The organism is Stenotrophomonas sp. STEN013 (genome assembly GCF_056760355.1).
In genome coordinates this window covers 1-23,512 of sequence record NZ_JBRREO010000003.1, presented here as the reverse complement: position 1 = coordinate 23,512, position 23,512 = coordinate 1, and the positions used below count along the sequence as shown (strand labels likewise).

Annotated in this window: 18 protein-coding genes; 6 read left to right on the top strand and 12 right to left on the bottom strand. The window is 65.6% G+C overall.

Features of this window, described 5'->3' with window-relative positions:
• The 3 genes from rpfG to prfB all read right to left on the bottom strand — a co-directional run bounded on the left by rpfG (window position 1) and on the right by prfB (window position 4,066).
• Complete coding sequence (gene rpfG / locus ACVOMH_RS07965) at window positions 1-1,062, bottom strand: cyclic di-GMP phosphodiesterase response regulator RpfG (protein ID WP_425478280.1); 1,062 nt, start codon at window positions 1,060-1,062, stop codon at window positions 1-3.
• A 259-nt stretch (window positions 1,063-1,321) separates the two neighbouring features.
• Window positions 1,322-2,842, bottom strand: coding sequence for a lysine--tRNA ligase (gene lysS, locus ACVOMH_RS07960; protein ID WP_481551599.1), 1,521 nt, complete (start codon window positions 2,840-2,842; stop codon window positions 1,322-1,324).
• A gap of 98 nt (window positions 2,843-2,940) precedes the next feature.
• Window positions 2,941-4,066 (bottom strand): peptide chain release factor 2 gene (gene prfB, locus ACVOMH_RS07955; RefSeq protein WP_096144979.1). Its coding sequence is split into 2 segments (ribosomal slippage): window positions 2,941-3,990 and window positions 3,992-4,066, totalling 1,125 coding nucleotides; the frame shifts between segments, so codons are not numbered across the junction.
• 164 nt (window positions 4,067-4,230) lie between these two features.
• Between prfB and ACVOMH_RS07950 the strand changes: the two genes are divergently transcribed.
• Together ACVOMH_RS07950 and ACVOMH_RS07945 are read left to right on the top strand one after the other, a co-directional pair.
• Window positions 4,231-5,412, top strand: coding sequence for an ABC transporter substrate-binding protein (locus ACVOMH_RS07950; protein WP_481551598.1), 1,182 nt, complete (start codon window positions 4,231-4,233; stop codon window positions 5,410-5,412).
• Between the two features lie 137 nt (window positions 5,413-5,549).
• The gene (locus ACVOMH_RS07945) at window positions 5,550-6,893 is read left to right on the top strand and encodes a hypothetical protein (protein WP_481551597.1); all 1,344 of its coding nucleotides are present in this window, start codon (window positions 5,550-5,552) and stop codon (window positions 6,891-6,893) included.
• Window positions 6,894-6,966: 73 nt separating this feature from the next.
• Here ACVOMH_RS07945 and recJ read toward each other — a convergent pair whose 3' ends face one another.
• The 9 genes from recJ to ACVOMH_RS07900 form a co-directional block, all read right to left on the bottom strand.
• On the bottom strand, window positions 6,967-8,694 hold the full coding sequence (gene recJ, locus ACVOMH_RS07940; RefSeq protein ID WP_481551596.1) for a single-stranded-DNA-specific exonuclease RecJ: 1,728 nt from the start codon (window positions 8,692-8,694) through the stop codon (window positions 6,967-6,969).
• Entirely contained in the window at window positions 8,687-9,610 is a 924-nt protein-coding gene (locus ACVOMH_RS07935) for a phosphoglycerate mutase (RefSeq protein WP_481551595.1), read from the bottom strand. Before ACVOMH_RS07935 ends, recJ begins: the two co-directional genes overlap by 8 nt.
• 2 nt (window positions 9,611-9,612) lie before the next feature.
• On the bottom strand, window positions 9,613-10,089 hold the full coding sequence (gene greA / locus ACVOMH_RS07930; protein ID WP_054656733.1) for a transcription elongation factor GreA: 477 nt from the start codon (window positions 10,087-10,089) through the stop codon (window positions 9,613-9,615).
• Window positions 10,086-13,328: a carbamoyl-phosphate synthase large subunit gene (gene carB, locus ACVOMH_RS07925; RefSeq protein WP_481551594.1), complete on the bottom strand. Its 3,243-nt coding sequence runs from the start codon at window positions 13,326-13,328 to the stop codon at window positions 10,086-10,088. The genes greA and carB overlap by 4 nt, the downstream gene beginning before the upstream one ends.
• A gap of 113 nt (window positions 13,329-13,441) precedes the next feature.
• Window positions 13,442-14,566, bottom strand: coding sequence for a glutamine-hydrolyzing carbamoyl-phosphate synthase small subunit (gene carA, locus ACVOMH_RS07920; protein WP_054656732.1), 1,125 nt, complete (start codon window positions 14,564-14,566; stop codon window positions 13,442-13,444).
• A 224-nt stretch (window positions 14,567-14,790) separates the two neighbouring features.
• Entirely contained in the window at window positions 14,791-15,522 is a 732-nt protein-coding gene (gene dapB / locus ACVOMH_RS07915) for a 4-hydroxy-tetrahydrodipicolinate reductase (protein WP_057506473.1), read from the bottom strand.
• 243 nt (window positions 15,523-15,765) lie between these two features.
• Window positions 15,766-16,017 carry a DUF6587 family protein gene (locus tag ACVOMH_RS07910; RefSeq protein WP_481551593.1) on the bottom strand — a complete coding sequence of 84 codons (252 nt, stop codon included), beginning with the start codon at window positions 16,015-16,017 and terminating at the stop codon, window positions 15,766-15,768.
• Between the two features lie 2 nt (window positions 16,018-16,019).
• Window positions 16,020-17,882, bottom strand: a complete 1,863-nt coding sequence (feoB, locus tag ACVOMH_RS07905) for a ferrous iron transport protein B (protein WP_481551592.1) — start codon at window positions 17,880-17,882, stop codon at window positions 16,020-16,022.
• Window positions 17,879-18,151 carry a FeoA family protein gene (locus tag ACVOMH_RS07900; protein WP_054656730.1) on the bottom strand — a complete coding sequence of 91 codons (273 nt, stop codon included), beginning with the start codon at window positions 18,149-18,151 and terminating at the stop codon, window positions 17,879-17,881. Before ACVOMH_RS07900 ends, feoB begins: the two co-directional genes overlap by 4 nt.
• Window positions 18,152-18,277: 126 nt before the next feature.
• On the opposite strand from ACVOMH_RS07900, the gene ACVOMH_RS07895 reads away from it, so the two are divergent.
• The 4 genes from ACVOMH_RS07895 to ACVOMH_RS07880 all read left to right on the top strand — a co-directional run bounded on the left by ACVOMH_RS07895 (window position 18,278) and on the right by ACVOMH_RS07880 (window position 23,393).
• Window positions 18,278-19,069, top strand: a complete 792-nt coding sequence (locus tag ACVOMH_RS07895; protein WP_057506509.1) for an enoyl-CoA hydratase-related protein — start codon at window positions 18,278-18,280, stop codon at window positions 19,067-19,069.
• A 47-nt stretch (window positions 19,070-19,116) separates the two neighbouring features.
• Window positions 19,117-20,010 (top strand): hydroxymethylglutaryl-CoA lyase, encoded by an 894-nt coding sequence (locus ACVOMH_RS07890; protein WP_481551591.1) that lies wholly within the window; start codon window positions 19,117-19,119, stop codon window positions 20,008-20,010.
• On the top strand, window positions 20,007-22,559 hold the full coding sequence (locus ACVOMH_RS07885) for a sensor domain-containing protein (RefSeq protein WP_481551590.1): 2,553 nt from the start codon (window positions 20,007-20,009) through the stop codon (window positions 22,557-22,559). The genes ACVOMH_RS07890 and ACVOMH_RS07885 overlap by 4 nt, the downstream gene beginning before the upstream one ends.
• A gap of 63 nt (window positions 22,560-22,622) precedes the next feature.
• Window positions 22,623-23,393 (top strand): SDR family NAD(P)-dependent oxidoreductase, encoded by a 771-nt coding sequence (locus ACVOMH_RS07880; RefSeq protein ID WP_481551589.1) that lies wholly within the window; start codon window positions 22,623-22,625, stop codon window positions 23,391-23,393.
• Window positions 23,394-23,512: the final 119 nt, after the last annotated feature.

Genomic DNA, 23,512 nt, shown 5'->3' with positions numbered 1-23,512 from the left:
TCAGGCTTCCGGTCTCGGGAACGCGGACGAATACTGCGCGCAGACCTGTTCCAGCTCTTCGCGCGCGCGCAGCAACGCATCGACACAGCGCGGGCAGAACAGACGCCCACGCTGGGCGTACAGATACGCCAGGGTTGCATCCATCGTCCACGCCTCCTTGTATGGCCGCGGCGAGATCAGTGCATCGAACACGTCGGCCACCGCCACGATCCGCGCTTCCAGAGGAATCGCCTCTCCGACCAGGCCATCAGGATAGCCGCTGCCATCAAAACGCTCGTGGTGGCGCAGCGCGATCGTGGCTCCCAGCTGGATGAAGCGGCTGTTGCTGCCACTGAGCAGCTCGTAGCCGATGCGGGGATGACGTCGCATGACCGCCATTTCGGCCTCGTCCAACTTACCGGCCTTGAGCAGGATGGCATCGGGAATGGCGATCTTGCCCATGTCATGCAACGGCGCCGCCATCTCGATGGCGCGTGCCTCTTCGGGCGGCAGCCCGAGCTGCTCGGCGATCAGCCCGGCAACATGCGACATCCGCTCCAGATAGGCGCTGGTGCCGGCATCGCGGTATTCGATGGCCCGAGCCAGCCGCGACAGGGTTTCGCGCTCGCGCTCTTCGACCTCGTTCATGCTGGCCAGCAACCGCTGCTCCAGCGACAGCGCCCGCTGCTTCACGCTCTGCCCTTGCTGGCGCAGCTGCAGAAGGTTGTGGCAACGCGCCCTCAGTTCACGAGGGCGGATCGGCTTGACCAGAAAATCGATCACCCCGGCCTCCAGCGCCGCCTGGCGCAGCGGCTCATCACCCACCACCGTAATCAAAACGATGGGAATATCGCGATTGTGCGGGAGCCGCCGCAAGCGCCGGGCGAACTCCAGCCCATCCAGCTCCGGCATGCGGTAGTCCAGCAGCAACAGATCGGCCTCATGGGTGTCACACCAGGCCAGCGCTTTGAGCGGGTCTGCAAAATCATGCACCCGCAGTTCGGATGCGATGTCCTCAATCACATGCCGAAGCATGGTCCGCGCAGATGTCTGGTCATCGACGATGACGATATCCAAGCCCATGTGGTTGTAGTGTCCGGTGAAACTGCTGTGATCTGGAAGTTGAGCAGCCTCGCAAGCATCGCGGGCTACCTGCTGCATGTCACACGCCATTTTCGCGCTGCCCCTGTGCGGCCTGATCGCTGCAACATATTCGACCGGGCCCGCGCACTGTGCAACATGCCACATCACAGATACGCACCAGCGGCACGGCCAGCGGCTATCGCTGGCCGTCACACTAGACCATATCCATGGACAGGCGCCATGCCTGCCGCGGAATGCCTCAGTTTTCCGGGCGCATGTAGGGGAACAGCAACACGTCGCGGATGGAGCTGCGGCCGGTCAGCAGCATCACCAGTCGGTCGATACCGATGCCCAGGCCGCCGGTCGGCGCCATGCCGTACTCCAGCGCACGGATATAGTCCGAGTCGTAATGCATGGCCTCGTCGTCGCCCCCCTCCTTCGCCTCCACCTGCGCCTGGAAACGCGCCGCCTGGTCTTCGGGATCGTTCAATTCGGAGAAGCCGTTGGCCAGCTCCTTGCCATTGATGAACAACTCGAAGCGGTCGGTATAGCCGGGGCGGGTATCGCTGGCGCGGGCCAGCGGCGAGACTTCGATCGGATGATCGGTGATGAAGGTCGGCTGGACCAGGGTGTGCTCGACGGTCGCCTCGAAGATCTCCAGCAACAGCCGGCCCCAGCCATATGACGGCTTGACCTTGAGCTTGAGGCGTTCGCAATGACGCAGCAGTGCCGCATGGTCGGTGCAATCGGCCAGGCTGATTTCCGGGTTGTGATGACGCACCGCCTCATCCATGCGCCAACGACGGAACGGCGCGCCCAGATCGATGCTCGCTCCGTCCCACTCCACGGTGGTGGTGCCCAGCACCTGCTGAGCGACATCGCGGATCACCCCTTCGGTCAAGTCCATCACTTCGTTGTACGTGGCGTAGGCCTCGTACAGCTCCATCATGGTGAATTCCGGGTTGTGGCGGGTGCTGACGCCTTCGTTGCGGAAGTTGCGGTTGATTTCGTACACGCGCTCCAGGCCACCGACCACCAGCCGCTTCAGGTACAGCTCCGGTGCCACACGCAGGTACAAGTCCAGATCCAGCGCGTTGTGATGGGTGGTGAACGGCTTGGCCGTGGCGCCGCCGGGGATGTAATGCATCATCGGCGTCTCGACTTCCAGGAAGTCGCGGCTGTCCAGCCAGGCACGCATCGCACGGATGATCTTGGAGCGCTTGATGAAGACCTCGCGCGACTCCGGGGTCACGATCAGGTCCACGTAGCGCTGACGGTAGCGCTGCTCCACGTCGGCCAGGCCATGCCACTTGTCCGGCAACGGACGCAGCGATTTTGTCAGCAGGCGGATGCTATTGGCCTTGACCGACAACTCGCCGGTCTTGGTACGGGTCAGGCCGCCTTCCACGGCAATGATGTCGCCCACGTCCCAGCCCTTGAAGGCGGCGTAGGCATCGCCCAGCGCGGTGGACTGCAGGAACAACTGGATGCGACCGCTCTCGTCCTGGATCTGGGCAAAGCTGGCCTTGCCCATCACCCGCTTGGCCATCAGGCGACCGGCCATCTTCACCGTGCGACCGGAGGCTTCCAGCGCCTCGGAGGTCCAGGTCTCGGCGTCGGCAAACTCGGCCTGCAGCGCGCCGGCGAAATCCTCGCGGCGGAAATCATTCGGGTACGCGATGCCCTGCCCGCGCAGCGCCTTGAGTTTCGCGCGACGCTCGGCGATGAGGCTGTTCTCGTCGACGGGAGGCTGCGGCGTTACCGGAGTCTGTTCGTTCATGGCTTTGGTATTCACTTGGGGGAGAGAACAAAGTGCGACGACCAGAGGGTGTCGCCGCACTGTACAGCGATGGAGGGCCCCTGCCGGGCCACTCCGGATTACGCGTCGTTGCGTTTGGCGCCCGCTTCCAGGCCGGACTTCAGGCTGGCCTCGATGAACTCATCCAGGTCGCCATCCAGCACCTTCTGCGTGTCGGTCCGCTCGATACCGGTACGCAGATCCTTGATACGGCTCTGGTCGAGCACGTAATTGCGGATCTGGCTGCCCCAGCCGATGTCGGACTTGGTCGCTTCCAGTGCGTCACGCTCGCTGTTGCGCTTCTGCACTTCCAGCTCATAGAGCTTGGCGGCCAGCATCTTCATCGCGGTGTCGCGGTTCTGGTGCTGGCTGCGACCGGTCTGGCAGGCGACCACCGTATTGGTCGGGATGTGGGTGATACGCACCGCCGACTCGGTCTTGTTGACGTGCTGGCCACCCGCGCCGGAAGAGCGATACACGTCGGTACGCAGATCGGCGGGGTTGATGTCGATTTCGATGTTGTCATCGACTTCGGGCGACACGAACACCGAGGTGAAACTGGTGTGCCGGCGGTTGTCCGAATCGAACGGCGACTTGCGCACCAGCCGGTGCACGCCGATCTCGGTCTTCAACCAGCCGTAGGCGAACTCGCCTTCGACCCGGAACGTGGCCGATTTGATGCCAGCCACGTCGCCGCCGGACACTTCCATCAGCTCGGTCTTCCAACCGCGCGACTCGCACCAGCGCAGGTACATGCGCAGCATGATTTCCGCCCAGTCCTGGGCTTCGGTACCGCCCGCGCCCGCCTGGATGTCGACGAACGCGTTGCAGCTGTCCATCTGCCCGGAGAACATGCGCTGGAACTCCAGCTTCTCGATGTGGGCCTGATGCTTGTCCAGGTCGGCGACCACCGACAGCGCGGTGTCCTCGTCCTGCTCGCTTTCCGCAAGCTCCAGCAACTCGGTGGCATCGGTCATGCCGTCGAGCACCGCGGCGATGCCGCTGACGGTCTTGTCCAGCATCGAACGCTCCCGGCCCAGGGTCTGGGCGTACTCGGGATTGTTCCAGATGTCGGGGTTTTCCAGTTCGCGGGTTACTTCTTCAAGACGCTCTTTCTTGACGTCGTAGTCAAAGATACCCCCTGAGCGAGACCACGCGATCGGTCAGATCGGTGATTCGCTGGCGGATGGGATTCAGTTCGATCATGGGTCGGTCTATCAAACAGGCAGACAAGGCGGGAATTCTACCATCGGCGGGGCCTCGCCAGCGCCGGACACGCCCGCCGTTTCACGCGCTGCGTGGATCCGGCACGCGGTGCCGTTAGAATTCATGAATGGACCCGCCCACGGCGGGAAACGGACACCGCCTGCATGATCAAGGACTCCAGCTTGAAAACCCGCCCCACTCGTATTTTTGCCGCCATCGCCCTGACGCTGGCTCTGGCCGCATGTCAAAAACTCGGTATCGGCGCCGCTGCCGACAGCGCCCCCACCCTGGCGGTAGGCGATGCGACCTCCGGTGAAATCACTTCCTCCAGCCGTTTGAATTACAACGACGGCAGCCGGCACCAGGGCTACAGGATGACTCTGAAAAACGGTGAGGCGGTAGCGCTGGAACTGGGCGGCGCACTCAATGGCCAGCTGGCGGTGTTCGACGGGCAGAACATGATCGCCAGCGCATCCGCCAGCTACGAAGGTGAAGGCGAAGACTCCGCCGACGCGGTCGGCCTGGCCTTCCGCGCGCCCAGGGACGGCACCTATCTGATCGCCGTCAACAGTGCCAGTTCCAGCAGCTTCGGTCCGTTCAAGCTCAAGACCGCCACGGTCGTGCCCTATGACGGCAAACCGCTGGGCGCCGACAGCCGCATCACCGACTGGCTGGTCGGCACCGACAAGCAGGAATACAAACTCACGGTCGCCAAGGCCGGGCTGTACACCGTCACCATGGAGTCCAGCGCGTTCGACTCCTATCTGCGCCTGAACGGGCGCAATGTGGAAGTGGAGGATGACGACAACGGCGGCCAGCTCAATGCCCGCATCCGCGCCTATCTGGAGCCGGGCGACTACACCATCGCCGCCTCCTCGCTGAACGGAAGCACCGGCTCGTTCAAGCTCGGCGTGGCGATGACGGCCACCGACCAGGGCCTGGTCACACGTGACGGCACCGCGCTGACTGTCGGGCAGACCGCGCAGTCGATGATGGATTCGCGCGGCCGCCGCACCTTCATTCTGAATCTGGACAGCGCCAGGCACATCCAGTTCGATGCGATCGCCGATGGCTTCGACTCGGTACTGCATGTCACCGGCCCGGGCGTGGACGCCGAGGACGACGACGGCGGCAACGGCACCAATGCCCGTCTGTCGCTGCCGCTGGGCCCGGGTCGCTACACCGTCGCGGTCACCGGCTTCGGCAACCAGCAAGGTGTTTTCGAACTGGAAACCACCGACTTGGGGTCTGATGTGACCACTCCGGCCAACAGCAACCGCAAGGATGCCGCCACCGAGGCTGCAGCAGCCGCCGCTGATGCTGCTGCCGCAGTAGAAGTGGACTGAGGATTCAATGACCCGCCGGCGCTGCTGCCGGCTGGTTGTCGCCGCCCCACGTCAAAAATTTCCGGCGCCGCCAGGGCTCCTGGGCGATGCCGCTGGAACACCGCTGTTTCCCCAATGTTCCCCATAAGGAAGTCCAAGTGAAGCGATTTGCAGCAGGATTGCTGTCTCTGGCCATTGCCACCGCCATGAGCTCCCCCGTCCACGCGGCCCCCTCCGCCCGTCCGCTCGCCAGCAAGGGCGATGTGTCTGGCGAGATCACTTCCACCAGTCCGATCAACTACAGCGATGGCACCCGCAGCCAGCTGTTTTCGCTGCAGCTGGGCGCCGGCCAGGCGATTTCGCTGAAGCTGCAGGGCGCTCTCAACGGTGCACTGTCGGTGTTCCACCGTGATGTGCTGGTGGCGCGCTCCGAATCCGACGACCGCGGCAATGCAGGGCTGAGCGTGCGCGCCGACAAGGCCGGCCCCTATCTGGTGGCCGTCAGTGGCGCCGACTCGCGCGCATTCGGTCCCTTCCAGCTCTCGGCCGAACCGATCGTGGCCTATGACGGCAAGCCGTTGACCGCCGGCCGCCGCATCACCGACTGGCTGGAGAACGGCAGCAAGACCTACACCCTGGAAGTCGACCAGGCCGGGCTGTACACCCTGGACCTGGAATCCAGCGAGTTCGACAGCCGCATGGAACTGAGTGGCAATGGCGTCAACCTGGAAGATGACGACGGCGGCAACCAGCTCAACTCCCGCCTGGTGGCCCCCCTGCAGCCGGGCCGCTACACGGTGACCGCCAGCGGCTTCTCGCAGGCCTCCGGCGCGCTCTATCTGGGTGTGGAACGGGCCGACTTCCCCGAAGGGCTGGTATTCGCCGACGGCTCGGCGTTGCCGGTCGACGGCATGGCCAGCGGTTTCGTCAGTGCCGACGAAACCCGCAGCTTCACCTTCAACCTTGCCGATCGCCGCCGCGTGCAATTCGATGCCAGCAGCCGCGAGCTGGACACCGTGCTGACCCTGCAGGGTGGCGACATCACCCTGAGCGACGATGACGGCGGTGGCGGCGTGAACTCGCGCCTGTCGCAGGTGCTGGATCCGGGCGAGTACACCGTCTCGGTGCGCTCGGTGAACGGTCGCGGCGGCATTTTCCAGCTCGCCTCTTCCACTGCGCCGGCACCGGACGGTCCGATCCGTCCGCAGCTGGCGATCGGCCGCGAAACCCAGGGGCAGCTGCGTCCGGGCAACCGCGATCTGTACACACTGGAAATTCCGCGCAAGGGCACGTACGTGATCAGCATGACCGGCACTTCAGGCCTGGATGGCCTGATCACCCTGATGCGCGACGGCGAGGAGGTCGCACAGCAGGATGACAGCGACACCAGTCTTGATCCGTCACTGGAGATCGAGCTGGATGCTGGCCGCTATGTACTGCTGGCCCACAGCTTCGACTCCCGCGCCAGCGGCGGATACCGGCTGCTGGTACGGCGCAAGTAACGCGGCCGGGCGGTTCACACAGAAGCCGGCGCAATGCCGGCTTCTTTTCCGCTCCTGCCGGGACGCACGGCACTCATGCCGGCTGGGCGTGCTCGACCATCAACTGGATGGCCTGACTCCCACGGTAGTCATCACTTGCCAGGCGATAGGCGACATGCAGATGCTGGCTTGGCGCATTGCCGGCCCAACCGCCGAACTGGATCGCGTTCAGACGTACCGGGCTACCCGGCTGGCGCAGTACCAGCTTCAGATGGCGCTCCTTCAGCACGCGCCACTCCAGCACCTCGAACACACCATCAAACAGGGGCTCAGGAAAGCCCTGCCCCCAGGGACCGGCCAGTCGCAGCGCTTCGGCATGGGCGAAATCCAGCTCCGCGGTTGACAGCTCGCCATCACTGAGCAGCTGCTGTTGCAGCAAGGCCGGATCCAGCGTGGTTTGCACCTGCTGCGCGAAGGCGCGCTTGAAGGGCTCCAGATGGGCCAGCGGCAAACTCAATCCTGCCGCCATGGCGTGACCGCCAAACTTGTCCATCAAGCCGGGATGACGGGCGTTGATCGCTGCCAGCGCATCGCGGATATGGAAGCCGCTGATCGAGCGCGCCGACCCCCGCAGGGCATCGCTCCCCGGTTCGGCCGGCGCAAAAGCGATCACCGGCCGGTGCAGCCGGTCTTTCATCTTCGAGGCGACCAGCCCCACCACGCCCGGATGCCACTCGGCATCGAACAGGCACGCCGCAACCGGCCGCTGACCATCGTCCGCGAGCAGGGCCCTGGACACTGCACGCTCGGCATCGTCGGTCATCAACTGCTGCACCGCGCGCCGCTCGGCATTGATCTCCTCCAGCATCGCGGCGATCTGTCGGGCCTGCGCCGGGTCTTCGGTGAGCAACAGCTCGATGCCAAGTGCCATGTCTTCCAGACGGCCGGCCGCATTCAGGCGCGGCCCCAGGGCGTAGCCGATGTCGCTGGCGGTCAGCCGCCGCGGATCCCGGCCACTGGCGTCGATCAGTGCACGCAGGCCGACACTTCCCTTGCCGGCGCGCAGGCGACGCAGGCCAGCGGCAACCAGAGCACGATTGTTGTCATCGAGCACCACCAGGTCGGCGACGGTACCCACCGCGACCAGATCCAGTAGGGTCAACAGATCCGGTTCGGGCTGGGCCTCGAACGCACCCGCCTCGCGCAGATGCCGCCGCAGCGCCATCAGCACATAGAAAATCACGCCCACCCCCGCCAATGCCTTGCTCGGGAATGCATCACCGTCCACGTTCGGGTCGACGATGGCATCGGCAGGCGGCAGCTGCTCGCCCGGCAGATGGTGGTCGGTGACCAGCACCTGCCAGCCCAGCGCCTTGGCCGCACGGACACCCGCATGACAGGCGATACCGTGATCGACGGTCACCAGCAGATCTGGCTTGAGCGCGACGAGCTCCTCAACCAGCGATGGCGACAACCCGTAACCGTGCAGCATGCGATTGGGCACGGCGTGTACCACGTCGCGCGCACCGAGCATGCGCAACCCGCGCACACCGACCGCACAGGCAGTCGCGCCGTCACAATCAAAATCGCCGACAACCAGAATGCGCCTGTCGCCACTGATGGCGGCAGCCAGCAACTCGACCGCCTTGTGCATGCCGCCCAGCAGGTCCGGCGCGTGCAGCTGGGCCAGACGCGGCTGCGCCTGCTCGGCAGACAGTGCGCCACGCGCGGCATAGAGCCGCTGCAACAGCGGCAGAGTGCCGTCACCCCAGTGCCCGGCCTGGGCCGGATCACGCCGGACGATCTTCAACACATCACTCATCGGCCAGCGTCGCGACCGGCTTCTTCCAGAAGTGCCAGCGCTGTCCTCGTGTCAGGCGATAGCGGACGCCATCCTCAAAGTCCAGCAGCAGCTCGCCGAGCTCACCGCGCTTCATCGCATCCAGCAAGGGAGTGATCGCATCACGGACCAGCTGCTCCAGGGAGCGCAGCTGGCGCAGATCCACCAGGGCATCCACCGCCTGCTCGCCGCCAAGCCGCACCCCGGCGGCCTTGGCCAGCCCCTGCAACAAGGCGTCGCGACTGCGCACCTGCGCGTGCGACGTACGCACCGAATCGGGCAATCGGCCCGGGCCCCAGAACCACAGCGAGTTGACCGCCCGTTTGCCCTGCGCGATCCGCGCTTCATTCCACGGATGCTGGTGCAGCACCACCTGCGCTTCGGTCAGCAAGGCACGCCAGCGCCGGCCAAGATCGCCGTCGGGCAGGTGCGCGAACAGATCATCCCCCAGCACCGCCTCGGGGGCGGCGAATGCGGGCAATGGCGTGTCCTCGGGCAGACGCAGATACCAGCGTGACGCCGACGGCGCATCCAGCTGGAAACCGAATCCGGCAAACAACGGCTGCAGCGCGGGCAGCAAAGCATCCACGTCGCCTTGTTCCAGTCGCAGCGTCTCGGCCACCGCCATCATCCGCGCGCCGTGCATATCCGGCACGACATTGGCCGGATCGGCGCGCAACCAGAAACCACCGGCCGCATCGCCCGCATCGACCTCCCGGGTCAGCGCCGCTGCCGACCACTCCACCGGGATTGCACTGAAATGCCGGCGCAGCTGCGCCAGCTCACCGGCCGCACCGGGCGAACGCTCGGCACGGCCCAATGCCGCAGCCACCTGTGCCGGCAGCGTACCGGCCGGGAAACGGCTGCGCGCAGGCAGCAGCAACGTGGCTTTGGCCATCGTCAGTCGAGGTATTCGACGTTGACGATTTCGTACTCGCGCTGACCTGCCGGCGCGTCGATGACGATCGAATCGCCTTCGTTCTTGCCGATCATTGCCCGCGCCACCGGCGAGGAAATGGCGATCAGACCCCGTTTGATGTCCGCCTCCAGGTCGCCCACGATCTGGTAACGCTTCTCCTCGTCGGTTTCCACGTCAGCCAGCGTCACCGTCGCCCCGAACACCACCTTGGAGCCCGCATTGAGCTTGGTGATGTCGATGACTTCGGCGTGCGACAGCTCACCTTCCAGCAGCTTGATGCGGCCTTCGATGAAGCTCTGTTCCTCGCGCGCGGCGTGATACTCGGCATTCTCCTTCAGGTCGCCGTGCTCACGGGCTTCGGCAATGGCGGCGATGACCTTGGGGCGCTTCTCCGACTTGAGATGATCGAGCTCATCGCGAAGACGCTGCGCGCCTTTCAGGGTGATCGGGGCTCTCATGCTTCCAACTCCTTGTGCAGTTCCTGCAGCGACCACACCGGGCCGGTACCGCGGAATTCCAGTGATTGCACCAGCGCCTTGGCACCGGCAACCGTCGTCGAATACGTGACACGATGCTGCAGCGCCTCGCGACGGATCGAGAACGAGTCGGTGATCGCCGCGCGGCCTTCGGTGGTGTTGACGATATAGACGATCTCGCCGTTCTTGATGCTGTCCACGATGTGCGGACGGCCTTCCACCACCTTGTTGACCACCTCGCAGGTATAGCCCTGCTGCTGCAGCCATGCCGCGGTACCGCGGGTGGCGACCAGCGTGTAGCCACGCTCGACCAGGCCCTGCACCGCCGGCATCACGCGCGGCTTGTCGGCATCCCGTACCGAGATGAACACCTTGCCGACCGGCGGGGTCTTGATGCTGCCCGCTTCCTGCGCACGCGCGAAGGCGGCGCTGAAGCTGCGGCCGACACCCATGACTTCACCGGTCGAGCGCATTTCCGGCCCGAGGATCGGATCCACGCCCTGGAACTTGGCAAACGGGAAAATGGCTTCCTTGACCGAATAGTAGTCCGGCACGATTTCCTTGATCGCGCCCTGCTCGACCAGCGTCTTGCCGGCCATGCAGCGGGCGGCGATCTTGGCCAGCGGCATGCCGGTGGCCTTGGACACGAATGGCACGGTGCGCGAGGCACGCGGATTGACCTCCAGCAGGTAGATCACATCGTTGCCGTCGGCGTCGGTCTGGATCGCAAACTGGGTGTTCATCAGGCCCACGACCTTCAGCGCCTTGGCCAGCTCGGTGACCTGGCGACGCAGTTCGGCCTGGGTTTGCGCCGACAGCGAGTACGGCGGCAGCGAGCAGGACGAGTCACCGGAGTGCACGCCCGCTTCTTCGATGTGCTCCATCACGCCGCCGATCAGGACGTTGCCGTCCCTGTCGCAGATGATGTCCACATCGGCTTCCACCGCCGCATCAAGGAAGTGGTCCAGCAACACGGGCGAGTCATTGGAGACCTTCACCGCGTCGCGGACATAGCGCGCCAGGTCCGATTCGCCATAGACGATTTCCATCGCCCGGCCGCCCAGCACGTAGCTGGGACGCACCACCAGCGGGTAGCCGATCTCGCGCGCCAGCACCAGCGCATCTTCTGCATTGCGGGCAATGCGGTTCGGCGGCTGCTTCAGCCCCAGCTTGTCGACCAGCTGCTGGAAACGCTCACGGTCTTCGGCCAGATCGATGGAATCCGGCGAGGTGCCGATCACCGGCACGCCATTGGCTTCCAGCGCACGCGCCAGCTTCAGCGGGGTCTGCCCGCCGTACTGCACGATCACGCCCTTGGGCTGTTCCAGCTCGACGATTTCCAGCACGTCTTCCAGCGTCAGCGGCTCGAAGTACAGACGGTCGGAGGTGTCGTAGTCGGTGGAGACGGTTTCCGGGTTGCAGTTGACCATGATGGTTTCATAACCGTCCTCGCGCAGGGCGAGTGCGGCATGCACGCAGCAGTAGTCGAACTCGATGCCCTGGCCGATACGGTTCGGACCACCGCCCAGGATCATGATCTTGTCGCGGTTGCTCGGCGCCGCTTCGCACTCGTCCTCATAGGTCGAATACAGGTACGCGGTGCTGGTGGCGAACTCGGCCGCACAGGAGTCCACGCGCTTGTACACCGGACGTACCTTGTGGGCACGGCGCAGCGCACGGATCGCCGCCTCGTTGGTACCGGTCAGCTCGGCCAGACGCGCATCGGAGAAACCGGCGCGCTTGAGCTTGCGCAGACGCGCAGCGTCGAGCGCATCGATACCTTCGGCATGCACCTGCTTTTCGTCGGCGATGATCTCCTCGATCTGGTCCAGGAACCAGGGATCGATATAGGACAACGCGAACACTTCTTCGACGCTGAAGCCGGCACGGAACGCGTCGCCGACAAAGAACAGGCGTTCCGGACCCGGAGCCTTGAGCTCACGCTTGAGCGTGGTGATGTCCTCTGCGTTGCCCAGATCCAGACCGGCCGGGTCCAGGCCGATCTTGCCGGTTTCCAGGCCGCGCAGGGCCTTCTGCAGCGATTCCTTGAAGGTGCGGCCCATCGCCATCACCTCGCCCACCGACTTCATCTGGGTGGTCAGGCGCGCGTCGGCGGCCGGGAACTTTTCAAACGCAAAGCGCGGAATCTTGGTGACGACATAGTCGATGGATGGCTCGAACGAGGCCGGGGTCAGGCCGCCGGTGATCTCGTTCTTCAATTCATCCAGGGTGTAACCCACCGCCAGCTTGGCCGCGACCTTGGCGATCGGGAAGCCGGTGGCCTTGGAAGCCAGTGCCGAAGAGCGCGACACGCGCGGGTTCATCTCGATCACCACCACGCGGCCGGTAGTCGGGCTGATGCCGAACTGCACGTTGGAGCCGCCGGTATCCACGCCGATCTTGCGCAGCACCGCGATGGAAGCATCGCGCAGGCGCTGGTATTCCTTGTCGGTCAAGGTCTGCGCCGGCGCGACGGTGATCGAGTCACCGGTGTGCACGCCCATCGGATCGAGGTTCTCGATCGAGCAGACGATGATGCAGTTGTCGGCGGTGTCGCGCACCACCTCCATCTCGAATTCCTTCCAGCCCAGCACCGACTCTTCCACCAGCACTTCACTGGTCGGCGACAGCTCCAGACCGCGGCCGACGATCTCGATCAGCTCTTCGCGGTTGTAGGCGATACCGCCACCGCTGCCGCCCAGGGTGAAGGACGGGCGGATGATGGTCGGATAGCCGACCGTGGCCTGGATTTCCAGCGCCTCCTCCAGCGTGTGGGCAACCGCGGCCTTCGGGCATTCCAGTCCGATCTCGCCCATCGCCACGCGGAACAGTTCGCGGTCCTCGGCCATGCGGATGGCTTCGCGCTTGGCGCCGATCAGCTCGACGTTGTACTTCTCCAGCACGCCGTGGTCGGCCAGGTCCAGCGCGCAGTTCAGCGCGGTCTGTCCGCCCATGGTCGGCAGCAGCGCATCGGGGCGCTCCTTCTCGATGATCTTCTCGACGGTCTGCCAGTTGATCGGCTCGATGTAGACGGCGTCAGCCATCTCCGGGTCGGTCATGATCGTGGCCGGGTTCGAGTTGACCAGCACCACGCGGTAGCCCTCGTCGCGCAGCGCCTTGCACGCCTGCGCGCCGGAGTAGTCGAACTCGCAGGCCTGGCCGATGACGATCGGGCCGGCGCCGATGATCAGGATGGTTTTTAGGTCGGTGCGCTTTGGCATTTCAGTACTCGAATTGGGGGCTGCGTGTGACCGCAGTGAGTGAACGTGTGCGCTGGATTGCCGCGTCTGCCGTTACGGCATTGCCGGAACGGCGGACCGGTCCGGCAATGCGATTACTTGGCCTCACCCATCAGGGTGATGAAACGGTCGAACAGCGGGGCGACGTCCTGCGGGCCTGGCGAGGCTTCCGGGTGGCCCTGGAAGGAGAACGCCGGCGCATCGGTCAATGCGATGCCCTGGATGGTCTGGTCGAACAGCGAGCGGTGGGTGACACGGACATTGGCCGGCAGCACGCTCTCATCGATGGCAAAGCCGTGGTTCTGCGAGGTGATCATCACCCTGCCGCTGTCCAGATCCTGCACCGGATGGTTGGCGCCGTGGTGGCCGTGGCCCATCTTCATGGTCTTGGCACCACAGGCCAGACCCAGCAGCTGGTGGCCCAGGCAGATGCCGAACGTCGGAACCTTCCTGGCCACGAACTCCTTGATCGCCGCGATCGCGTAATCGCACGGTTCGGGGTCACCCGGGCCGTTGGACAGGAAAACGCCGTCCGGCTCCATCGCCAGCACGTCGGCCGCAGGCGTCTGCGCCGGCACCACGGTCAGCTCGCAGCCGCGCTCGGCCAGCATGCGCAGGATGTTGGCCTTCACGCCGAAGTCGTACGCCACCACCTTGAACTTCGGTGCCACGCGCTGGAATTCATTGCGGTCCAGATCCAGCTGACCTTCGCTCCAGCTGTACGGCGTGTCGGTGGACACTACCTTGGCCAGATCCATTCCCTTCAGGCCCGGGAACTTGCGGGCGGCTTCCAGCGCCTTCTCCACATCGATATCACCGGCCATCAGCGCGCCATTCTGTGCTCCCCGCTCACGCAGGATGCGGGTCAGCTTGCGGGTATCAATCCCGGCGATGGCGACCACACCGCGCTGGAGCAGCCAGTCCTGCAACGACACCTGGCTGCGCCAGCTGCTCGGACGACGCGGCACATCGCGCACGATCAGACCGGCGGCCCAGACCTTGCTGGCCTCGTCGTCCTGGTCGTTCATGCCGGTGTTGCCGATATGCGGATATGTCAGGGTGACCATCTGCCGTGCATAGGACGGATCGGTCAGCATTTCCTGATAACCGGTCATGGCGGTATTGAACACCACCTCACCCACGGACAGGCCGGGCGCGCCTACGGATTCGCCCTCGAATACGGTGCCGTCTTCGAGCACGAGAATTGCGGCTTGGGTCACGGGAATCTCACTTTGGCTACCGAGGGGGACTCCGAAGCCACGCCTGCGTCCACGGCAAAAACCGGTTGCAAAAAAGCGCGGACGGCGGTCTGGAACCGGTCCGGCTGACGTGTTTCGGCGAGCGGGAATTGTAAAGGCAAGGGGCCCCAAGCACCAGTCTCCCGCCGGTGCCGTGTCATGTTTGATTGACCCTGGACCGCTGGCGCCCGTGCCGCTCGCCCCATTCAGGCGTTTGCCGGCGGCGCCACCAGATCCCGTACCCGGTACTGCCCCGGCGCACGCCGGACCAGCTGCCCGGCCACATGAAGCGCGCCCCGGGCAAAAATGTCGCGATTGGTTGCCCGATGCACCAGCTCCACCCGCTCGCCCAGCCCGGTGAACTGGACGAAATGCTCGCCGATGATGTCGCCGGCGCGCAGGCTGGCATAGCGCGGATCGGCGCCCCCATGCTGTGCCGCCTCCCCCAGGGTCAGCGCGGTACCGGAGGGCGCATCCTTCTTGTGCACATGATGGGACTCGACGATGTCGCAATCCCATCCCGGTAATGCCAATGCCGCACGCTCGACCAGCTCGGCCAACACCGCCACGCCCAGACTGAAATTGGTCGCCCAGACCAGCGGAATGCGGGTGGCAGCAGCGGTCAGCGCGGCCTGCTGCCGCTCACTGATGCCGGTGGTGCCGGATACGAAGCCTGCGCCGCGCTCCGCACACAACGCCAGAACCGGATCAAAGCCCTCCGGCAGGCTGAAATCTATGGCCACATCGAACGCGGGCACCCCGGCCAGCTCACTGGCCGCAAAATGCGGAATGCCGTCCACTACCCGTTGCGCCGGCGGCTTGCGCACCACGGCGGCCACCACCTGCAACAGGGAATCTTCTGCCGCAAGACGCAGCAGGGCCTGACCCATCCGCCCGGAGGCACCATGGATCAGCAAACGAGTCGGAGTGTTGTTCATGGCAGGAAAGCTAACGCCTTGGCGCCGGATCCGACAAGCACCGCCGGTGCATCAGTGATTCATCCCGGCGTGCACCAGCGCCGCACTGTGCGTGTCCAGCACCCTGCTCGCAGACGCCAACCACCACCGCGACCCGCCCGCTCACGGATAACGGACCTTCCTCCACGTCAGTCCGGGAGGGAGGATGGTCTGGCCGGGGACGGATAGGGCAAAAGAAACGCCGGGCTGGCCCGGCGTTTCTTTTCAATGCTGCTTGGGCTCTCCTGGACCGCAACCATCGCAACCGCCGCAGGCACCTGACGTACTGGAGGGCGGTGGGGCCAATTGCCGGCCCCAGGCCTGCAACCGGAGCGAGTGCCGTTTGACCAGCCACAGCGCCAGTGCGCCACGCAGCTTGCGCAGCAGCCCCGGAAACTGCTTCTTCAGCACCACCCACGCGCTGACCAGCACCGCCAGCGCGATGACCAGGTATTGCAACAGCAGGCCGGTGTCCATGCTCAGCCGGCCCCGAGCGCCTTGGCCACCTGGTAGGTCACCAGCGCCGCCAGATAGGCGGCTGCAAACAGGTACACCGTGGCGAAGGCCATCTGCTTCCAGGAATTGGTCTCGCGCTTGATGGTGGCCAGGGTCGAAATGCACATCGGCGCGTAGATGAACCACACCATCAGCGACAGGCCGGTAGCCAGGGTCCAGCCATCGCTGATCACCGGGGTCAGCGCCTGGATCGCCGCGTCATCGTCCGCAGCGGAAAGCGCATAGATGGTCGCCAGCGAGGACACCGCCACTTCACGGGCGCCCATGCCCGGAATCAGCGCGATGCATATCTGCCAGTTGAATCCCAGTGGCGCGAAGATCACCGCCATCGCGTGGCCGAGCTGACCGGCGAAACTGTAATCGATAGCCGGCATCGTCGCGTTCTCGGGCGCACCCGGGAACGACAGCAGGAACCACAGCAGGATGGTCAGCGCCAGGATGATGCCGCCGACGCGCTTGAGGAAGATCATCCCGCGCTCGTACAGCCCGACCAGCAGATCGCGCGGATGCGGCACGCGGTAGGACGGCAGTTCCAGCAGCAGCGGGTGTTCCCCCTTGTCGCGGCGGAACTTCTTCATCGTCCACGACATCGCCAGCGCACTGAGGATGCCAGCAACATAAAGCGCGAACAGCACCAGCCCCTGCTGGTTGAAGATGCCACCCACGGTCTTTTCCGGGATGAAGGCACCAATCAGCAGCGCGTACACCGGCAGCCGTGCTGAACAGGTCATCAGCGGCGCGACCAGAATCGTCGCCAGCCGGTCACGCGGATCCTGGATCGAGCGGGTGGACATGATGCCCGGTACCGCACAGGCGAAGCTGGACAGCAACGGGATGAACGAACGCCCCGACAGCCCGGCCGCCGCCATCATGCGGTCCAGCAGGAAGGCCGCGCGCGGCAGATAGCCGGATTCCTCCAGCGCCAGGATGAAAGCGAACAGGATCAGGATCTGCGGCAGGAACACCACCACGCCACCGACACCGGCGATGATGCCATCCACCAGCAGGCTGCTCAGCGGTCCCTCTGGCAGCGAGGCGGCTACCAGCGGACCGAGCCAGCCGAAAAACGCCTCGATCCCGTCCATCAACGGCGTGGCCCACGCATAGACCGCCTGGAAGATCAGGAACATAACCACGGCCAGGGTCAACAACCCGTACACCGGGTGCAGCAGCCAGCGATCCAGGGTGTCGTCCACCTTGGCGGTGCGCGCAGGCATGCTGACCGCCGCAGCCAGGATGGAACGCACCTGCGCGTGGTAATCCATACCGGCTTCCGTAGGTGGCGGCGGCAACGAGGCCAGCTGCGGCACCAACGTATCGATCCGCTCCACCAGCGCGCGCGCGCCGTTGTGCTTGACCGCCACGGTCTCCACCACGGGCACGCCCAGCGCCTTTTCCAGCGCCGGCACATCGATTCCGATACCACGCCGACGCGCCGCATCGACCATGTTCAGCGCCACGATCATCGGCTTGCCCAGCTCGCGCACTTCCAGCGCAAAACGCAGGTGCAGGCGCAGATTGGTCGCATCGATCACGCATACCAGCGCATCCGGCGCAGCCTCACCCGGATAGAACCCCCGACACAGGTCCCGGGTGATCGCCTCGTCCAGGCTGGCCGGTTGCAGGCTGTAGGCGCCGGGCAGATCCAGCACCGCGTATTCACGTCCAGACGGCCCGCGCATGCGGCCTTCCTTGCGCTCCACGGTCACGCCGGTGTAGTTGGCCACCTTCTGCCGACTGCCGGTGAGCTGGTTGAACAGTGCGGTCTTGCCGCTGTTCGGGTTGCCGACCAGCGCCAGCCTTGCCACCGCTGCCGAGGAACTCATGCGCGCACCTCTTCAGAGGTCTGCGAGGCCGCATCGACGCCGCTGAGCTGGACCCGGCTTGCCTCCGAACGGCGCAGCGCGAAACGGGTGAAACCCACCTGGATCAGCAGCGGCTCGCCACCCACCGGGCCGCGGGCGACCATGCGGACTTCTTCTCCATTGACGAAGCCCAGTTCGCGCAGGCGGCGGGCAATCGCATCATTGGCATGCAGGTCATGCACGCTTTCCACTTGCGCGGAGGCATGCAGTGGCAAATCTGACAACGTCACTGAAGGGCGCCTATGAATGAGTTGATAAGAATGGTTATCAATTCTAGCATCGCCGCGGCGCGTCATGGCGTCCCGCCAGCACACCGCTATGATTCGCAGGATTACCTGTCAGCTATGGATTTCCCGATGAGCGATACCCTGCTCGTGCAGCATGAGCGCGGCGTGGCGACCTTGTGCCTGAACCGCCCGGAACTGCACAACGCCTTCGATGCCGGGCTGATCGCCACCCTGACCGCCGCGCTGGAGCGCGTCGGCGCCGATCCGGAGGTGCGCGCCGTGGTGCTGACCGGCAGCGGCGCGTCGTTTTCCGCCGGCGCCGACCTGCAATGGATGCGCGCCATGGCCAGCGCCAGCCAGGAGGAAAACCGGACCGACTCGCTGGCGCTGGCGCGCCTGATGCGCACCCTCGACGAGCTGCCCAAGCCCACCATCGCCCGCGTCCATGGCGCCAGCTTCGGTGGCGGCGTTGGCCTCGTGGCCTGCTGCGATATCGCCATTGCCGTGGACGGTGTCCGCTTCGGCCTGACTGAAAGCCGTCTCGGACTGCTGCCGGCCGTCATTTCTCCGTATGTGATCGCCGCCATCGGCCCCCGCCAGGCGCGGCGCTGGTTCGCCACCGGCGAGCATTTTGATGCCACCACCGCCCGCGATATCGGCCTGGTGCACCAGGTCGTCCCCGCTGCCGGGCTTGATGCCGCCGTGCAGGCGCAGCTGGACCTGCTCCGCAAGGCCGGCCCGGCAGCCGCGGCGTCGGCAAAGTCACTGGTGCGCGAGGTCTGCGCGGCCGGCGGTGACCGCGATGCACTCGATCGCGCCAATGCCGGCCTGATCGCCGCCCTGCGCGCCTCCGACGAGGGTCGCGAAGGGCTATCGGCATTTCTCGAGAAACGCGCGCCGCGTTGGGCACAGAAGGACTGAACCATGCTTTCCAGCATCTCCCTGCCCGCTACCGTTGCGGGGTGCGTGTGAACGATTTCGTCCGCATTGTCGAAGTCGGCCCGCGCGATGGCCTGCAGAACGAGAAACAGCTCATCGCCACCGCCGACAAGATCGAGTTGATCAACCGCCTGTCGGCCACCGGCCTGCGCAGCATCGAGGCCACCAGCTTCGTCAGCCCCAAGTGGGTGCCGCAGCTGGCTGACGCGGCCGACGTGTTCACCGGTATCCAGCGTCGACCCGGGGTCAGCTATCCGGTGCTGGTGCCCAATGAACAGGGCTACGAACGCGCCCTGACGGTCGGCGTGGAAGAAGTGGCGGTGTTCACCGCCGCCTCCGAGCAGTTCAACCTGAAGAACACCAATGCCGGCATCGACGAGTCCCTGCGCCGTTTCGCGCCGATCCTGACCCGGGCCCAGGCCGATGGGATCAAGGTCCGCGGCTACGTCTCCACCGTGCTGGGCTGCCCCTACCAGGGCGAAGTACCAGTAGCCGAAGTGGTCCGTGTCGCCCGCCAGTTGCACGCGATGGGCTGTTACGAGGTCTCGCTGGGCGACACCATCGGCGTCGGCACCCCGCGCAAGGCCGCGGCGATGCTGCGCGCCGTCGCCGCGGCGGTACCGATGGCCGCGCTGGCCGTGCACTTCCACGACACCTACGGTCAGGCACTGGCCAATATCGCCAGCTGCCTGGAAGAAGGCGTGCGTGTGGTCGACGCGGCGGTGGCCGGCACCGGCGGCTGTCCCTACGCCAGGGGCGCCAGCGGCAATGTCGCCAGCGAGGATGTGGTGTATATGTTGCACGGAATGGGGATGGTGACCGGCGTGGACCTGCCGGCATTGGCCGCCACGGGACGCTGGCTCAGCGAACGGCTGGGCCGGGATACAGGCAGCAAGACAGGAAAAGCATTGGCGGCCATATGAGCAGCTCCGGCCAGCGCGTCGCACCCGAGGACGGCGGTCATCCCGCCGCCCCTGCCGATGCGCTGGCCGATCTGGAGCACGCCCTGCAACAGCCGCTGGCGGCCGGACTGAAGCCGGTACTGGAGGCGGCGCGCGATGCCCTGCTGCAGGCCACCGCCCAGTGCCAGTCTGCGCAGCAGCGCTACCGGGCGCTGTTCGATGCGTTCCCGGACCCGGTCAGCATCCTCAGCGCCAGCGGCACGGTGCTGGACGTCAACGCCGCCGGTGTCCAGGCCTACGGCCGCAGCCGCGAGGAGATCGTCGGCCAACCGATCGAACTGCTGAATCCGGATCTGCCCGAGGATCACCTGCAACCGGTCTGGGACACCCTCAACCGCGGCCAGACCTATGTGATCGAAGTCACCAACATGCGCGGCGATGGCAGCCGTTTCCCGGTGGAGGTGCATTCGGCGTCGTTCCAGAACGATGGTCAGCCCTGCATCGTGGCCGTGGCCCGCGACCTGAGCCGCCGCTGGCAGGCCGAATCGCGCTACCGGCTGCTGCTCGAATCCATCGACAAAGGCGTGATGCTGTTCGATCAGCACTTCCAGGTAATCTCGGCTAATCCGGCGGCCCATCGCATCCTCGGACTCGGCGCCGAACCGCCGACGCAGATTCCGATGGAAGGCGAAGAGTGGATCACCGTTGACGAGCATGGCCGCCGGCTCCGCACGGAGCAATGGCCGGTGTCACGCGCGTTCCGCGATGGCCACACGATCCCCAGCACCATCGTCGGCCTGTACCACCGCCCGCGCGGGCGCATGATCTGGATTTCGATCACCACGGTGCCGGTATTTTCCTGCGGGCGCGACCTGCCCGACCACGTGTTCTCGATGTTCAGCGACGTCACCGAGCTCAAACGCGACCACGTGCTGTTCGATCGTGCCCAGGCGCTGGCGCATATCGGCGGCTGGGAGTGGGATCGCGGCCAGCAGCGGCTGTACCTGACCGGCGAGGCGCAGCGCATTCTCGGCCACACGCCGCCGCCGGCCACACTGGAGCAGCTGCTGCAGTGCCTGGGCAGCGACGACCGGCTGCGCCTGCAACAGACCCTCGATCGGGAGGTCGAACGCAAGCGCGGCTTCGAACTGGATCTGCAGGGACTGCGCGGCGACGGCCACAGTGTTTGGATCCGCATGATCGGCGAGATCGAAGCCGGCGACATGGCCTCCAGCCGCATCGCCGGCACGCTGCAGGACATCACCGAGCGCAAACACGCGGAGGAAACCCTCAAGACCCAGGCCCGCACCGATCCGTTGACCGGCATCATGAATCGCGACGCGGCCCTGGCCGACCTGAAGGCGCGGCTGGGCAACCCTTCCCACGCCCAGGTCGCGGTGCTGTACATCGACCTGGACCGCTTCAAGACGGTCAACGACGTGCTCGGCCACAACGCCGGCGATGAACTGCTGATCGAAGCGACCCGCCGCATTGCAAACGCCATCGGCACCGAAGGATTGCTGGCGCGTTTCGGCGGCGATGAATTCGTGGTGATCTGCGATGCCCGCGAGGTGCCCGAGCATCCGCAACTGCTGGCGCAGGCCATCACCGATGCCTTCGCCCCGCTGTTCCGGCTGGGCAAGGACGAATTCGCGGTCACCACCAGCATCGGCATCGCCCGCGCACCGGAAGATGGGCAAAGCCCGCAGGAGCTCATCCAGAACGCCGACCGGGCCATGTACGAATGCAAGCGCCGCAGCCGCAACGGCTGGCAGGTGTTCACGCCGGAACTGGCGCGCGAGCAGCGTGACCGCCTGCAGATCGAGCGCCGCCTGCGCCGCGCACTGGAGCGCAACGAGTTCCGGCTGGTGTACCAGCCGCAAGTGGATCTGCGTGGCGGCCGCATCGTCGGTGCCGAGGCGCTGATCCGCTGGCGCAACCGTCAACTGGGCGAGCTGCGCCCGGACATCTTCATCAGCCACGCCGAAACCACCGGTGACATCGTGCGCATCGGCGACTGGGTGCTGCGCGAAGCCTGCCGGCAGGTGCGCGAGTGGATGGACGAGGGGCTCGGGCTGGTCCGGATCGCCATCAATGTCTCCTACCGCCAGTTCAATGGCGACAACCTGGCCCGTCGCCTGCGCGAGATACTGGACGAATACCGGCTGCCCGGTGCGGCGCTGGAGCTGGAATTCACCGAACGCGTGCTGATCGAGGACGCACCGGCAACGCTGCATACCTTCGCCGAGCTGCGCGAGATGGGCGTGATGCTGACCATCGACGATTTCGGAGAGGGCTACAGCGCGCTGAACTACCTGCGCCACCTGCCCATCCACGGCCTCAAGCTCAGCCAGCTGTTCATCAATGGCGTGCCCGGCAACCGCTCGGATGTCGCGGTGTGCGAGGCGGTCTGCGGCATCGCCCGCAGCCTCGGCCTGGGCCTGGTCGCCGAAGGGGTGGAATCCGAAGCCCAGCGCCAGTTCCTGCTCGAGCTGGGGGTGCCGATCGGCCAGGGCTTCCTGTTCGCCCCCGGCCTGTCGCCGCGCGAGTTCGCCCGCCGGCTGCGCTGACCGGTTTCGGCGCACGGTCGGCCATCGGCTAGAATCGGCGCTCTTTTCCGCAGGATCGTTCCAATGCAGCTGTCCTCCGTTCGTGCCGTCATCACCGGTGGTGTCTCCGGCCTCGGCCTGGGTGTGGCCCGCTTCCTCGTCGCCCACGGCGGCAAGGTCGCCCTGTTCGACCTCAACGACGAGAAAGGCGCTGCCGCCGTCGCCGAGCTGGGCGCCGACAATGCCCGCTACTTCACCACCAATGTCACCGACGAGGCCGGTGTGGCCGCCAACCTGGGTACCGCCAAAGCGTTCCTCGGCGGACTGAACGTGGTGATGAACTGCGCCGGCATCCTCGGTGCCGGTCGCGTGCTGGGCCGAGAGACCGCCATGCCGCTGGCCAACTTCCAGACCACGGTGATGGTCAACCTGGTTGGCAGCTTCAATGTCGCCAAGGCCGCCGCCGAGCTGATGCAGCACAACGAGGCCAACGCCGACGGCGAGCGCGGGGTGATCATCAATACCGCCTCGGTCGCCGCCTATGAAGGCCAGATCGGCCAGGCCGCCTACTCCGCCTCCAAGGGCGGCGTGGTCGGCATGACCCTGCCGATGGCCCGCGAACTGTCGCGCTTCGGCATCCGCGTGATGACCATCGCACCGGGCGTGTTCTGGACGCCGATGGTCGATGGCATGCCGGCCAATGTGCAGGAGTCGCTGGCCGCCTCCATCCCGTTCCCGTCGCGCCTGGGCCAGCCGGAAGATTTCGCCGGCCTGGTCGGCCACATCATTGGCAATCCCTACCTCAACGGTGAGACCATCCGCCTTGACGGTGCCGTGCGTCTGGCACCGAAATGATCCATCCGCGGGGGCGCCCCCCCCCCCCCCGGGGGGTGGGCCCGGGCGCCACCCCCCCCCCCGTTTCCAGGAAGGCGGCCCACGCCAGCAAGAAATGGAACGGCGGGGCGGGCAAAAAA